Consider the following 14305-nt stretch of genomic DNA (forward strand, 5'->3'; position numbering starts at 1 on the left):
TGGCCCTGTGCGGCTGGAACGGTGTGATTAGCCGTGTCTGATGAATGCCCTATCCCCCGTTTGTGGGGAAGAGCCCACAATTTTAAGGGAATCCCCCGGTGCGGGGCTTGTACTGCGAAATCTTCTAAATGATTGAATTTTCAGAGGATTTTTGAATGGTGCCCGGGGCCGGAATCGAACCGGCACGCCTTGCGGCGGGGGATTTTGAGTTCGCGTGCGAAGGGGTTTGTGTAGGGAAGTGGGGCGAAGCTAAGAGTAGTTTGAAGTAGATAAAATTATTTTTAATCAGTTGGTTAGCGTAGTTTAGTGAAATTAGCGAAAACTGATTTGTGTACCTGTACTGTACCGAAATGACTGCCTTCATTACAGTCAAAATCCAATATGCCGTATTCCAGATGGGGCTATGTAGATAGTGTTGTCTATTTAGTGATAGAAGAAGTCGGCTGTCGTTGATGATCCCCACTCTATTGTAAACAAGACATTTTTATCTTTTATATTCAATGGCTTATTTTCCTGCTAATTGGTAATACCATGAAAAATACCATGCTCAGAAAAGGCTTAACAATATTTTGAAAAATTGCCTACTGAGCGCTGCCGCACAGCTCCATAGGCCGCTTTCCTGGCTTTGCTTCCAGATGTATGCTCTTCTGCTCCTGCAGCTAATGGATCACCGCAAACAGGTTACTCGCCTGGGGATTCCCTTTCGACCCGAGCATCCGTATGAGACTCATGCTCGATTATTATTATTATAGAAGCCCCCATGAATAAATCGCTCATCATTTTCGGCATCGTCAACATAACCTCGGACAGTTTCTCCGATGGAGGCCGGTATCTGGCGCCAGACGCAGCCATTGCGCAGGCGCGTAAGCTGATGGCCGAGGGGGCAGATGTGATCGACCTCGGTCCGGCATCCAGCAATCCCGACGCCGCGCCTGTTTCGTCCGACACAGAAATCGCGCGTATCGCGCCGGTGCTGGACGCGCTCAAGGCAGATGGCATTCCCGTCTCGCTCGACAGTTATCAACCCGCGACGCAAGCCTATGCCTTGTCGCGTGGTGTGGCCTATCTCAATGATATTCGCGGTTTTCCAGACGCTGCGTTCTATCCGCAATTGGCGAAATCATCTGCCAAACTCGTCGTTATGCATTCGGTGCAAGACGGGCAGGCAGATCGGCGCGAGGCACCCGCTGGCGACATCATGGATCACATTGCGGCGTTCTTTGACGCGCGCATCGCGGCGCTGACGGGTGCCGGTATCAAACGCAACCGCCTTGTCCTTGATCCCGGCATGGGGTTTTTTCTGGGGGCTGCTCCCGAAACCTCGCTCTCGGTGCTGGCGCGGTTCGATGAATTGCGGCTGCGCTTCGATTTGCCGGTGCTTCTGTCTGTTTCGCGCAAATCCTTTCTGCGCGCGCTCACAGGCCGTGGTCCGGGGGATGTCGGGGCCGCGACACTCGCTGCAGAGCTTGCCGCCGCCGCAGGTGGAGCTGACTTCATCCGCACACACGAGCCGCGCCCCTTGCGCGACGGGCTGGCGGTATTGGCGGCGCTGAAAGAAACCGCAAGAATTCGTTAACTGCACATTCGGGATATTTCTCTATATTCGCGGTTCAGCAGGCATGTCCCCTTTGAGGGCGACCCGACGACAGGATAATCGACCTTATGGTGCGCAAATATTTCGGCACAGACGGTATTCGTGGCAAAGCCAACGAAGGCGCGATGACGGCGGAAACCGCCTTGCGCGTCGGCATGGCGGCTGGCCGTGTCTTTCGTCGCGGTGACCACCGCCATCGTGTCGTGATCGGCAAGGATACGCGCCTGTCGGGCTATATGCTTGAACCCGCGCTCACAGCCGGTTTCACCTCGATGGGCATGGACGTATTCCTTTTTGGCCCGCTGCCGACAACGTATAGGAAGAATAAACGCCCTTTTCACCCAAGTCCAACAGCTTTGGACCGCAGTTGACTCTTTCGACACCCCTGCGATGCAACCCAATCCGGCTGACGGGGAGCCAGCAACGCTGAAAATTTACCCTCCTCTTTCCCACTAGCGGCTCCTTTTCCGACAACCAGCACGGCGGATCCCTGCCGCGGCGCTGTGAACGCAGCATTTTGATTGGTATCGTTGGCCTTCAGGCTCGTCAGTCAAACAGACCCAGGAGCAGCTCAGCCGGTGGCGCCCGGCTTTCGGGTAACGCCCTGGTCCCGCTGGTTTCGGCTTTGTGCTTCAGGTGATCAAGGATCTGCTTGATCACTATAGGGTCTTCAATGCAGGCGATGACTTTCATGGCGCCTCCGCAGCCGCTGCAGGTCTCGATGTCGATATTGAAAACACGCTTGAGCCGTTGCGCCCATGTCATCGACGCTCGCCGTTGTGCTGGTGTTGCCGGTTCATCAGCCACCCTGACCTTGTTGCCCCTGCCCCGTTTTGCCGGCGTGACCAACGCCCGGTGCCGACTGTTGGGTGCGAACACCCCGTGGAAGCGGGTTAGGTTGACTCTGGGCTTCGGTACCAGGGCGGCCAGCCTTGCAATGAAATCCAATGGTTCGAAAATGACGTGCGTGGTGCCGTCCCGGTACGGCGTCTTGAGCTGGTAGCGCACGTTGCCGCCTCGTGTTAACGACAGCCGCTTCTCGGATACCGCCGGGCGGCTGATGTACCGGCACAGCCGTTCGAGCTTCTTGCGTTCATCGGCCCTGGCCGCCACGCCGGCGTGCAGGCTGGACCCGGCTACCTTGCCAATCCCGTCACCGAACGGATCACCACTGGTCGGCAGAGTTTGCAAAGTGAACACCTTTCGCCCCGCCTGTGAACCGACAGCGATACGGTAAGTGATCGAGTGCCCCAGCAGGGGTGTCATCGGGTCGTCATCCACCGCATCCGAGGCCAGATAGCTGTTTTCGACATCCCGTTCCAGCAGGCCTTGCCGTTCCAGATAGCGACCCACCCGGTGGGCGATGGTGTGCGTCAGCTGGGTGAGCTCTGGGCTGGTCGGCGCCTTGACCCAGCGGAAACGCGCTGAGCCGTGGGATTGCTCGACATACACACCGTCGAGAAACAGCATGTGGAAGTGAACATTCAGATTGAGCGCCGATCCAAAACGCTGGATCAGGGTGACCGCGCCCGTCTTGGCCACTTGGTGGGTATGGCCCGCTTTCTTGACCAGGTGCGTGGCAATGACGCGGTAAACGATGCCCAGCACCCACCCCATGATCTCGGGCCGGCTGGCAAACAGGAAACGCAGCTGAAACGGGAAGCTCAACACCCACTGACGCATGGGTTGTTCAGGCAGTACTTCATCAACCAGCAAGGCGGCACTTTCGGCCATCCGCCGCGCCCCACAGCTCGGGCAGAAACCGCGACGCTTACAGCTGAAAGCGACCAGGTGCTCGGCGTGGCAAGACTCGCAGCGAACCCGTAGAAAGCCATGCTCCAGCCGCCCGCATTGGAGAAATTCTTCAAATTCCCGTTGCACATAGCCCGGCAATTCCTTTCCCTGCTCTGCCATAAGCGCAGCGAATGCCGGGTAATACTCGTCAACGATCTGATAGAGAAGGGTTTGCTCGGGTCGGTGGCTCTGGTAACGACCAGTATCCCGATCCCGGCTGGCCGTCCTGGCCGCCACATGAGGCATGTTCCGCGTCCTTGCAATACTGTGTTTACATACAGTCTATCGCTTAGCGGAAAGTTCTTTTACCCTCAGCCGAAATGCCTGCCGTTGCTAGACATTGCCAGCCAGTGCCCGTCACTCCCACTCTCTCATCAACAATAATAAAAACAACTTTAAAATCAACCATGTATGGATGGCGTAACGATTGATGCCATGTTCAATACCACGTGCAGTCATGAGAGTGAACATGGCTTGGCCTGGAGGCGGTTGACGGTCTCAGCCCACGTCTCGCCGGGCCGCTACCCAAACAACTCGCGGATGCTCGCCGTTCGCGCATGGCCCGGCATCTCGAACTCGTAACCGTGGCGGTCGACTCCGACTCCACGTCCTCAGTAATGAAGAACGGCTCGGCTTGATTGTCCTGGCGCAGCTTTGTCATCTCATGTCCTTCGGCGTGCGTCCTGGCTATCGGCTTTCATACCTTGTCAGCTAAAACAATGCGGGTTGCGGTTTCTGCCCATTGCCTGAGCTCTTGACGGAGACGGTCTCGATTGGTTTGCCCAGCAGCAGGAAGTCCGGGATACCGAGCGGCGGCACGGTCTTCAGCATGCCATCCGTGTCGTCTTTGAGCTTCTCCCGCAATTCCATCAGGAGCCTGCCTAGGACGTTCTGCCCGATCAGTGTGTCGCCAGCCTTACCCGCCAACTTGGCACCCCAATAGTCGTCCTTGCGCGACTGCTCGACGATCGGCCGATCGCGTGTGGCGAGCAGGAGCCGACCGAACTCCTCATAGTTCTGCGCGAGCTTCACTCGGAGGCACCAGCGCATGACCTTGTGCCGAACATCGTCCCAGTCTGGCCTTGAGTCCTTGCGGTGCGGCTTGCTCTTCATCTTGGCGGTCATTGGGCTGTGCTGCCCGATGATCTCCCGCTGGACTTCCGGCATGTGAGGAAAACGGCAGGCCTGATATAAGGCCTCCGTCGTCAGGATGCGGACGCCGTTGATATGCAAGGGATAGCCTGAGGCCATGTTCGACAGGCCACCGAAGTCCTCCTTCGTTTTGTAGACGACGACAGCCTCGCTGCGGACGTAGGTACGCAGGAGGCTGTTTGCGGGCCGATCGATGCTAGAGCGTGAGGTCATCGAAGATGTTCCTCACGGAGGAGTAGCCCTCACGCTGTAGCAGTGGATACCAGTGCAGGGCGCCCGAGGTTGCCTCAGGGTTGCCCCACCACAATGCAAGCGGACAATTGTTCGGGCAGTTCCGGTAGGTAACGATCATCGAGCCGAAGCCCACGCCGAACGGACTGAATCCGAGCGGACGCATAGACTGCTTGGGACTCTCGCTCATCGCCCTGATCTTGGCACCCGCGATAAGGAACTCGCTCTCCAAGACTTGACGGCCGGCTTCCGAGGAAAAGGGCTCAATAGGCTTCGCGCTAGGTTGCCGCGGATCGAAGGGGAACTTCGACGGCAACGCCATGTAGGCCTGAACCTCGGCCACGTTTGGAGCCGCCGTCGGCCAGAGTACCCCTGAGCTATTCTTGTGCGCCTTTTGATTCTCAACCGTAAGGGCCCGCCAGTATCTGATGGCGATCTTCTTGCCTGACTCCGCTATGACTCCGTTGAGCCTGCGCTCGACGAGAAACTGACCCAGTGTGTGGTAGGCTGCAACGATGACGTGGACCGTGGCTGACTGAGGGGCGTCATCGACGATCCACGGCTCAAGGTCATTGCCCACGCGGTTGCCGCTGAACATCACGTCGTCGAGGTAGATGAAGTCGCCGCCGTCCACTCCGCAGTCATCAAGGTCGAGCCCGCATTCGTCTTCGAGGCACTTCGAGAAGAGCTTTAGCATCTCCTTCTGGCTCTGCCCGTTCTGCTGAATGCTCAAGAAGTTCGCGGACGACCAGTACGCCGTAGGGTCGTCCCCGGCCAGTTTCTGATTGGTAACGAGGTGGCGTAGAAAGTCCTTCACATTCTTTCGAGTGATGAAGGTCTGCTTGATGACGTGCTCAAACTCGCGCAGGAACGGTAATTGCTGAGCGGGCGTGAACTGATGGAGCCAGCGATCGACATGCTCTGGTGTCGGTTCTGGAAGCTCACCTTTTCGATAGGTCTTGATCTCGCTCGCTACGGAAACGAGAAGGTCGTCACGTTCCCTCATTCCACCCCCTGTAAGCAGCTATCAGGCGCTGCACCACTCCCGCCAATTCAAACAAAGATCGAGCAGACACTAAATAGACCACGCCTTCACCGTTACCACGCCTTCATCTTGAAGAGACGCCCCTGCTCTCCTTCATCGTGTAACGTGATTACAACCTCATCAGTTGAGAACACTGGGCCTTCATCCACAGCACGTACGGGTAAATCAGAATCGATGAGCGTAATAATTGGCTGCAGACCCAACTCAGCATACCGACGAATGACGGCCAGCAGATTCTCCTTTTTGCGATCATCTAGGGATTCGAACACGCCGTCGTGATAAACGAAGCGCGGAAATTTATCGTCCAAGTGGGCACGCAAAATAGCCAAGTCAAAGGCAATACACAGCAGTTTTCTATACGTGTGCCCGAGGTCGGCGCTGGTTGCATTACCTGACTCGTCAAGAATCTCCGCCCTGAACTCCAGATGCCCCACTTGGTTCGGCGATACGCTCAGCAGCGCCTTGCGGTCGATCACCTCTTCGACAATCTCGCTGAAGAACACGCGTATCGCCGAGAACAAGCTGTTCTGATCAGAGTTCTGCTTCTCGACATCCGCCTCGATCTGGGTCTGTAGATGCCCACGCTCTTCGGTCAACGCCCTGATCTCGGTTCGTAGCTCCTGCAGACGATGCAGGAAGCCGCGTTGACGCTCCAGGGAAGTGATGTCAGCGCGCAGCGTCACCATCTCGTCCGAGACCTGCTTGTACTTGCCAAAGATGTCGGTTCCACTCAGGAATGAAAGCATCTCCGAGCGCTTTTTGCCCAAGATATTCAGTTCTGCATTGATGCGCTTCAGCTCAGCTTCGACCTCTGCACGTTCTTCCTGCAGATAACCGCGGCGCTCATCGGTAATTGCCCGATTGAAGGCAATCAACTGCTGGAAGTCCTTCTTGATCTGCCCCTTGAACAGGACGCCGGCTTCCTCGAAAAGGCGCTGCGCTTCGTCAGGGTTGAAGAGGATCTGATCCTCTTCCAGCGAAGTGATGATCTTCTTCTTGTTCTGGTTGAGCGAGTAGCGTTCAGCATTGAGCGACGCGATGCGTTCGTCGATGTCATCGACCAACTGCTTGGTGCTGTCCTTGTCTTGGGCGCGAAAGTCGAAGGCGTCGAGCAGTTTTTGCTTCTTCTCAGCCTCTTTCTGCTTGAGCAGCAAGATGCCCTCGATCTTGCTGATGTCCTCAATGGACCCGCCCAGCTCGTTCTTGATGGTCTGCGCGGTGGACTGCTTCTCCGCAAGTTGCTCTTCTTTCTGGTAGTGCTGCGCCACGAGTTGAGCGTCAAAGCCGAGAACGTGAGCCAGGAAAGGCTTCCAATCCGAATGCGCAGCCGCGAATTTGCGCAGATGAAACACGTCGCGGAAATCGTCCTGGGAGCGCAGCAGGTATCCCAAGCCTTTACGGAACGCCCAAGGTTTGAGTGCGCGCCAGTCCAGCAATCCATCCAGCAGATCACGCGCCCGATCGAAGGGCATTTCCTGGTGATCCCACTCCGCCAGCGGCAACCCCGACAAGTCTTGGTGCCCGGCCTCGTGGCGCTTGAAGCTGATCTTGGTGGCTTCTTCGACGCCGCGCCGGATCGTCACGAACGAAGCATCTTCTAGCTCGATCTCTAGGAAGAAGATGAAGTCCTTGAACAGTTCGACGTGCTTGAAAAGAAAAAACTTGGGATCACGCTTGGCCAGGAAGCCAAAGTCGAGCAAGCGCCCAAGCGTGGTCTTGCCGAGGTTGTGAGTGTCCCTGTTTCGGTTCTCCGGCAGTCGAATCTCGGCCATGACGACGTTCAGGCCCTGGACGAACTCCACGGGCTCGAACAAGTCAGGCTTATTGGAATAAAGTCTAGACAGCTTCATTTGGCCCCATGTACTCCACGGCGTCGGTTTTGGGGCGATATTCGATCAGGCCCATGAGATACAGAAAATTCAGTGCCGGCAAGAACAGCACGTCGCCGCCGACGACACTCTTTTTCGCAAACTTGCGCAATACGTCGTACTCATCTACGCGCCGGGCCTTCAGGCGAGCGAGCAGCAGCAACGAGACATTGATGACCGTGCGATCAGGATGAGAGTGCTTGGTCGGCCGCAGCATCGACCACCTCCCCGATATCGCAATTCCAGTACATGTAGAACAGCACGGCGCGAGTCAAGCGCTTGTGGGCGTGCTGCCGCAAGACAGGATCGCGGCTGAACAACAAGTCCACCAGATACTCCATGACCTCGTCGAAGGTCTGGTAGTCCTTGCGCTTGGCGATGATCTTGAGTTGGAACTCATCGACCACCGACTCGTACATGCGCAGCAGGTCGAGGTTTTCCGGTGCCGCCAAGAAAGTCCGAATTTGAGCGGTCTCCTTCAGGTACTTCCGCCGCTGCGCCTTGGCGTAATCGGCACTCATGTTGTTGAGTGCATTCTTCTGCTCGTAGGTCACGCGCGCTGTCGGTGGATCGTCAAGCAGTGCGACTACGCCATCTATCTGTCGGGCCAGAGCTTGCACTACTTCAGCCAGGTCATCGGGGCTGACAATCAACGGCGAATCGACCGGATCAAGGTCTGCTTCCGTCGCAACCTCGGGGAAGCGCTTCAGCCAGATTTCCAGTTGCTCCAGACCGCAGAGGTAGATCGACGAGACGGGAATGCCGCATTGAGACGCGATGTAGTCGCGTATCTCGGTTTCGGCATTACCCGCTAGACGACGGTTGGCAAACAGCATGTAGTGATCGAGCTGCCTGGCCTCACGCAGCTTCTTGATGCGGGGAATTTCTTTACCCAGCACTGTGTTCGCTGCCGTCACACTGAAGAAGTCGGATTCTGAGAAATTACGGTTATACCCGCTGGTGTGCTTGGCCTGGACTATGATTGTACCTACCCACGGCGCCGCCCTGCTCGGGTGTAATTCCGCTGTCCCAATGAACTTGGCATCGCGTCCACCATCAGGCCCTTTTGCGAAGCCTTGAACAGCAGCCCCAAGTAATCGCTGACACAAAAAAACGATCAAGGTCTCGAACTGACCGTCGCTCATGTCTTCGTATGCGAATTTCATTGGACTCCCATTTCTCTCGGCTAGCTAACACCGCAGTGCTTATAGATTGTCGTTCGGGACACCCCATAGCCCGGGCCAACTCAGTGACGCTAGTCTTCGGGTCACTCAGCAACGCTTTAATGTGCCTGATCTGTTTGGCGTCCAACTTAGGCTTCCTGCCTCCAACGCGACCAGGGGCGCGGGCTGCGGTGAGACCTGCCTTGGTACGCTCCCGGATCAGATTTCGCTCAAACTCAGCCAGCGCAGCGAAGAGATGAAACATCAACTTGCCTGATGCGTTCGTTGTTTCTATCTTCTCTGTCAGCGACTCAAAGATAACTCCCTTCTCAACCAACTCGGTGACAATACGTACGAGGTCAGGCAAGCTTCGTCCAAGCCGATCCAGTCGCCAAACGACGAGGGTGTCACCATCGCGCAAGTCGGCCAAGCATTCCTCCAACTGCGGACGGGTCACACCAGCCTTAACACTCGCGGTGTCTTGATAGACGCGATGACACCCTGCTCTAAGCAAAGCGTCCGCACTGCAGTGCGGTCGTTTGATCGTCGGTCGATACGCGGGCATAGTCCAATCGCAACTTTCCCATACGTTTTCACACCATAGAAAGCTGGACAAGAATCTTAACACTCCGGGAAGGTATCAGCCAGCGATACAGGTCGCACTTCGGACTATCCGAAAAACGACCGTTTGATGGACGGTCACTGCGATTCTTCATCGCTCGTAATGGCGGGGGGAACTGTCTGCTGTGCGACGAATAGATATTGTGTTGTCGCCCCTGATAAGCTGCAGCTCATCACTGTACAAAGCGCAGGTGCAGTGATTTCAACCACCGCAATTCCTTTTATGCATCGGTTTTATCCCCATTTCGAGCCGAACTGGTCTACACGACTCCGCCGTATTCAATTGAGGCGAGAATGCGGCGAACTTCCTGAACACCGATCTCGCTTTTGCAATGCTCTATCGGGGTGTGTCCTCCTAATGCTACGTTGGGGCTTTGCATCCATTTGCCGGCCGCAACGTTGTCTTCGAAGACCCTCTCTGCCAACTGTTGAACGGCTCTCAGCTCGACGCTTTGCATGCTCATATTGCTTTCCGAATTGATTGAAGATGGTTTTCAAGTCGCGCCTTGGCCGGATGGACGTTATCTACCTGCCGTAGTTCTGATTTATTCACAGGTCGCATTGGAATCATTGTCGTATTGTTAGATATATATATATCCCTATCTAGTTAGGGTGTCTGCTAGAAACCTATTCGAGGCTATAAGGTGTCTGTCAGACATCAATGTGGATAAGAGGGTATCAGTCAGACACGTGTCTGACTGACCTGTGTGTAACTTCCGGGTCATGGTCTTCTCGCATTCTGTGCTGTAACGAGGTCAGTAGCTTCTGCACTGCATCGGGTAGGCATGCAAAGTCTTGTGCATTGAGGACCACCGCATTGCCGCTCGCATGCGTCACGTTGATTTGCAGTTTTTCGATGTGCACGACACGTGATCCTGAAAAATTCCCCGATACGAGAGCGTTCTTCACTTCGGCGGTTGCGGCTTTTACTGTTGAAGGCAAGTAGTCCCACGTGGCGATAGCTGCAACGCGGCCTTTGTCATCTTGAATGCGAATTTTTTCGCGTAGACGGTACTCATTACGCCGTCCCACCCGCGTTTTTCCAAGGTACCCGAACTTCTCCAAAGTCTTTAGTTCTCGCATAACTTGGCTACGACTAATTCCAGACTCTTGCATGATCGTCTCAATCGCAGGAAATGCGCAACCAGACTGGAAGTTGACATGCGATTTTATGACGAGGTAGACCGTGACAGCATAAGGCCCCATGCGTGATATGTCGCGGGTTCGGATCATCGAATGGAAAACATGGAACCATGTTGTTTCGGCTCGGAAAATGTCACCTGGTGTATTCATGAGGCGACCCTTAGCTCTGCTTCGTTGCGAATTCTTTATCGATCAACTCGGCGATTCCCGCAGTCCGAAAATATACACGTCGCCCGATACGAATTTTCGTCGAATTGATCTGAGTTGCCCAAGCTTCCCGCGACGAACTCAGACTTATGCGTAGCCCGTCTGGACTCCGCTGAAGTAGGCTTGAAAGGTCCTGCAAAGTCAGCAGCGGTCCGAACTGCTGTTTCAACATATCAAACGTATTCATGGCAAAACTCCCGTGAAAGCCCTCGATAAGGAAAGGTATCGATAGATTCGGCTGATAGGGATAGTTTGGCGAAGTCTTCTGCGTTATTCCCGGCTAACACGGCCCGTAGAGGGCACTCTTAGCATTTGGCTTGCAATTTTTTTGATTCTCTCGTGGTGCGGAGTATGAAAGTGCATCGGAAAGCCCTGCGCCAACACCTGGACATGAAAGTGTGAAAGCACCTTGAAAGTCATGTGCGGCGACCTCAGGCCATCTTAAGTACACGTTGCTGATGTTGAGGGCACCTTGAACGTAGACTTAAGCACGATATCGTAGTCGGCTCGGTGGCGCGGCACATTGCAGGCGTCTTCCTTTAATTTAGCAAGCTAAAAAGGTCGCAAGCGGCAATCGTGTCGCGGCACCGAGCATGAAGCCACATGTATAGCCGCAACTCACGTTTTTTGTCAGAGTATGATCAAAAATGGATACGCATTTACCATTTGATGATCGGATAAGTGCAAGCTGATAAGAGCAATGCCGGTAGTTTTTGTGCACCCGTGGGTTCACCGACCCGGAATTCTCCTATGTCCACCGCCCCGATCATTACTTCACCCACTGGGCTGAATTGATCCACCAAGAAATTGGCAGAGCTGCAACCATCCGCGATCTGCTGCGGGAGATGGATTTGCGGGACGCATGCAAAGCTGCGCACCGACACGCGGCAGACGACGCATAATCGTGCATTTGGCAGTGTCGTGCATTTCGGCAGTGCAGTGGAGAAATAAAGTTGTCTAGACGCCGCACGCTGCACAAAAGTTGGTACGTATATTCGTGGTCATCGCAGACAACGCCCCTGGAGTCTGGGGTCTGCGTGAAAGCACCTCTAAAAGCATGTGAGCGCATCAATGCGCAAATTCAGCCCTGTGAAAGCACCTTGAAAATCACATTTCAACGTGCACGTTACAGCCGGGAAGCCATAATCGTGCTGGAGGCGCACTTGAAAGGGTTTGCTGAGCATCACTAACCCGTCTGAACCGCTTTATTCTTCGACTTGAAATGGGTACCGACTTTTGTGCAGTTCGACAGGGGAAGGACGGCATACGGTTATGTAGGTGGTCCAGCCTGCACAAAAATTGGTACCCATTTTCGCGACTTGGCAATACGGAGTAGCGCCGGTAGTTTTGGTGCACCGTTCGGCTGCATACCTCCAATGGTCGAGGCGGCGTCGGCGGCGTAACCGTTCATCGCAGTCAGCGCTGCCGCGTCCTATAGCCGCTCTCTATAACCATCTTGGGAGAGTCATCCTCGCAGGCCTTCTTCTCTGGGTTCCAGCGTTTTTGAGCGTAGTCGCTACTAAAAAACACCGCTAAGGCGCCAACCCCCATAGCCACGAAAAAGAAAATAAGAATGCCGATGTGTTCGAGGGCCATGATGTGCTCCTCCGAGCCATTTTGTTAGTGGAATGCGATAAGTGCTCTCGTTGCTTATTCTATCTTGGTAAACCTGAGGGCGTCGATGCAACTGGCTGCGTCAGCGTGACTATGGCGGAGCACCTTGAAGGCTCATCTACGTTAACAACGGCCCAGCGCAAGTTTCGCGACTAAAAATCCAAGGCACTGAATGAAAGAATCCTGCAGTCGAATTCCTGCAATTATATGGATCTTGTTTTTAACCGGGCGAATCATCTCTCTGTCGGATAGTGATATGGCGATCCGCACAGTGGGAAATGACGTATGTGCCCCTGTGCGGATCCCGCTATCGAAATCCGCATAGATAGAATTGGGAAGGAGCTGGAAAGTTGGTTTCTGATGGCCTCGCTGTCGCAGTGAACTGGACTATTCCAAAAGAGTTAGGATCGCATCAGCCACGCCAAAGTTATCGTGGGCAGGCGAGACATCTTCGCGAGACTACGATTTGTTCACTTCCAGGCTACGTCAAAACTCACCGAACCTGGCCTGTGTCCCTATCGGAGCTAGCAGCGAAGGATACGGCGGCTGCCCAAGATCGGCATTTAGATTGCCAGCGGACGAATCGGCCAAGTAGGGAGTCCGCAAAATGAGGCTCGCAAGTAGCATGACATCGGCGCTAGGATCAGAGCCACGTCCACACGGATTTCGACGCGCTTTTGGGCGTTCATCGGGAAATATCATCTCAGTTGTTCGGAAAGCGCTTCGAAATGGAAAGAGACGGTTTAAACCTGCCGGTAGTTCTGGCGCACCTTTCCAAAGATTGTCCGCAAAGGACATCAAAGTGCCCCGGACATTCATAGTGCCGAGTTGCTGATGTTTCATCATTTATTGAAAAGTGCAGTAGGCGGTAGTTTTCGTGCACTTTTCGTCATGCAGGCTGGCAGCGCCAAGCAAGGATCTATACAGCGGACGGCAGCACCTTGGGTGTTGACGGGCTAGTAGCTGGCGAGGAAGGGAAAGGATAAAAAGAGGTTCGCTGTAGGAGAATTCGCTGAATGAATTCGTTCCCAATACAAGTCAGCGTCGGGTCTGACAGCCAGTCCGCTTTCGGCCAAAAGCTGCCGTCTACGTGCTCTGCTCCCCATAGAGGACGTTGAAGTGGTCCGTATGACTGCGAATAAGATAGTTTTGTTTCTGAATAACTGTTAGGCGCTTGGAGGTGTCATGAAAAGCCACAGATCGCCCCTTGATGCTGCACCGGAGATTCCGGCTGGCCATGAAATGGACGAACTACTGAGGGCAAGGATGTCCCTTGGTCACCTACTGAACGGCACGCATCCACTTTCAGGCCACGACTACGAACTGATCGGAAAGTTTGTTCAGACCTATTGCGTCGCCGATCTCGAGGCGAGGCGCGTGATCAATTGTCTTACTCATATCAGGCTTGGAACGGCAACAACATTTGCACTGAAACTCAACGACAAGGACGCGCTAGCTCATCTTATCGCTTGCGCTGATAACTGTGTTTGGAATATTGATCTCGCTGAGGGGATTCGCAAAGCCGCTGAGATCTTCGTGCAGCATCGTCACATACGTCACATGTTCGCACACTGGGCAGGTCGCAGAATTCCTGGTCATAACTCCTTTATCTTCTTTACGGCTAGCTTGGGCAAGCAAAAACTACCCCAGGGAGCGGTCATGATTGAGGATGATGGTGATGCGAACGTTCAGTACGGGCTCATGCCAATTTCCAATCTTCTCGAAGAGCAGACGAAACTTGAGGAACATGCACATTACATAGCAAACATCGGTGGCCAGCTAGAGGCAAAAGCGATACTGAATCGAACCGGAAATCGCGGAGGCTGTTGGGTTAAAGTAAAACAGGTTCCTCAGCCGGTGCTGCAAGTTGTCG

The 14305-nt window shown here is 54.5% G+C and carries 11 protein-coding genes and 2 pseudogenes; 3 read left to right on the forward strand and 10 right to left on the reverse strand.

All coding sequences use genetic code 11. From position 1 onward, the window contains the following. Positions 1-760 precede the first annotated feature (760 nt). Both sul2 and glmM read left to right on the forward strand, forming a co-directional pair. Positions 761-1576, forward strand: a complete 816-nt coding sequence (sul2, locus tag LOL23_RS18630; protein WP_001043260.1) for a sulfonamide-resistant dihydropteroate synthase Sul2 — start codon at positions 761-763, stop codon at positions 1574-1576. Between the two features lie 86 nt (positions 1577-1662). Further along, a pseudogene (gene glmM / locus LOL23_RS18635) lies at positions 1663-1905 on the forward strand (phosphoglucosamine mutase); the annotation flags it as partial. Positions 1906-2140: 235 nt separating this feature from the next. On the opposite strand, the gene LOL23_RS18640 reads toward glmM, so the two are convergent. The 10 genes from LOL23_RS18640 to LOL23_RS18690 form a co-directional block, all read right to left on the reverse strand. Beyond that, on the reverse strand, positions 2141-3634 hold the full coding sequence (locus tag LOL23_RS18640; protein WP_001120888.1) for an IS91-like element ISCR2 family transposase: 1494 nt from the start codon (positions 3632-3634) through the stop codon (positions 2141-2143). 465 nt (positions 3635-4099) lie between these two features. After that, entirely contained in the window at positions 4100-4753 is a 654-nt protein-coding gene (locus tag LOL23_RS18645) for an NADAR family anti-phage protein (RefSeq protein ID WP_237174100.1), read from the reverse strand. Then, positions 4737-5777 (reverse strand): phosphoribosyltransferase-like anti-phage protein, encoded by a 1041-nt coding sequence (locus LOL23_RS18650; protein ID WP_237174101.1) that lies wholly within the window; start codon positions 5775-5777, stop codon positions 4737-4739. The genes LOL23_RS18645 and LOL23_RS18650 overlap by 17 nt, the downstream gene beginning before the upstream one ends. A 92-nt stretch (positions 5778-5869) precedes the next feature. Continuing rightward, positions 5870-7666: a DUF2326 domain-containing protein gene (locus tag LOL23_RS18655; RefSeq protein WP_237174102.1), complete on the reverse strand. Its 1797-nt coding sequence runs from the start codon at positions 7664-7666 to the stop codon at positions 5870-5872. Beyond that, entirely contained in the window at positions 7653-7901 is a 249-nt protein-coding gene (locus LOL23_RS18660; RefSeq protein ID WP_094853047.1) for an ABC-three component system middle component 8, read from the reverse strand. Before LOL23_RS18660 ends, LOL23_RS18655 begins: the two co-directional genes overlap by 14 nt. Further along, positions 7870-8850 (reverse strand): ABC-three component system protein, encoded by a 981-nt coding sequence (locus LOL23_RS18665; RefSeq protein WP_237174106.1) that lies wholly within the window; start codon positions 8848-8850, stop codon positions 7870-7872. The genes LOL23_RS18660 and LOL23_RS18665 overlap by 32 nt, the downstream gene beginning before the upstream one ends. Then, complete coding sequence (locus LOL23_RS18670; protein ID WP_439652111.1) at positions 8741-9412, reverse strand: recombinase family protein; 672 nt, start codon at positions 9410-9412, stop codon at positions 8741-8743. Before LOL23_RS18670 ends, LOL23_RS18665 begins: the two co-directional genes overlap by 110 nt. Before the next feature lie 316 nt (positions 9413-9728). Further along, entirely contained in the window at positions 9729-9932 is a 204-nt protein-coding gene (locus tag LOL23_RS18675; protein ID WP_237174108.1) for an MbcA/ParS/Xre antitoxin family protein, read from the reverse strand. 214 nt (positions 9933-10146) lie between these two features. Next, positions 10147-10761, reverse strand: coding sequence for a helix-turn-helix domain-containing protein (locus LOL23_RS18680; protein WP_237174115.1), 615 nt, complete (start codon positions 10759-10761; stop codon positions 10147-10149). 1473 nt (positions 10762-12234) lie between these two features. Next, complete coding sequence (locus tag LOL23_RS18690; protein ID WP_237174120.1) at positions 12235-12414, reverse strand: hypothetical protein; 180 nt, start codon at positions 12412-12414, stop codon at positions 12235-12237. Between the two features lie 1203 nt (positions 12415-13617). Between LOL23_RS18690 and LOL23_RS18695 the strand changes: the two are divergent. Further along, positions 13618-14305, forward strand: a pseudogene (locus LOL23_RS18695) (hypothetical protein); the annotation flags it as partial.

The sequence above is a fragment of the Paracandidimonas lactea genome (assembly GCF_021653995.1).
Lineage (GTDB): Bacteria > Pseudomonadota > Gammaproteobacteria > Burkholderiales > Burkholderiaceae_B > Allopusillimonas > Allopusillimonas lactea.

Bases quoted from the DNA above. Each gene is read 5' to 3' on its own strand.
- LOL23_RS18650 (WP_237174101.1), bottom strand. From the start codon at position 5,777: ATGAGGGAACGTGACGACCTTCTCGTTTCCGTAGCGAGCGAGATCAAG.
- LOL23_RS18665 (WP_237174106.1), bottom strand. From the start codon at position 8,850: ATGAAATTCGCATACGAAGACATGAGCGACGGTCAGTTCGAGACCTTG.
- LOL23_RS18655 (WP_237174102.1), bottom strand. From the start codon at position 7,666: ATGAAGCTGTCTAGACTTTATTCCAATAAGCCTGACTTGTTCGAGCCC.
- LOL23_RS18660 (WP_094853047.1), bottom strand. From the start codon at position 7,901: ATGCTGCGGCCGACCAAGCACTCTCATCCTGATCGCACGGTCATCAAT.
- sul2 (WP_001043260.1), top strand. From the start codon at position 761: ATGAATAAATCGCTCATCATTTTCGGCATCGTCAACATAACCTCGGAC.
- LOL23_RS18675 (WP_237174108.1), bottom strand. From the start codon at position 9,932: ATGAGCATGCAAAGCGTCGAGCTGAGAGCCGTTCAACAGTTGGCAGAG.
- LOL23_RS18640 (WP_001120888.1), bottom strand. From the start codon at position 3,634: ATGCCTCATGTGGCGGCCAGGACGGCCAGCCGGGATCGGGATACTGGT.
- LOL23_RS18690 (WP_237174120.1), bottom strand. From the start codon at position 12,414: ATGGCCCTCGAACACATCGGCATTCTTATTTTCTTTTTCGTGGCTATG.
- LOL23_RS18680 (WP_237174115.1), bottom strand. From the start codon at position 10,761: ATGAATACACCAGGTGACATTTTCCGAGCCGAAACAACATGGTTCCAT.
- LOL23_RS18645 (WP_237174100.1), bottom strand. From the start codon at position 4,753: ATGACCTCACGCTCTAGCATCGATCGGCCCGCAAACAGCCTCCTGCGT.
- LOL23_RS18670 (WP_439652111.1), bottom strand. From the start codon at position 9,412: ATGCCCGCGTATCGACCGACGATCAAACGACCGCACTGCAGTGCGGAC.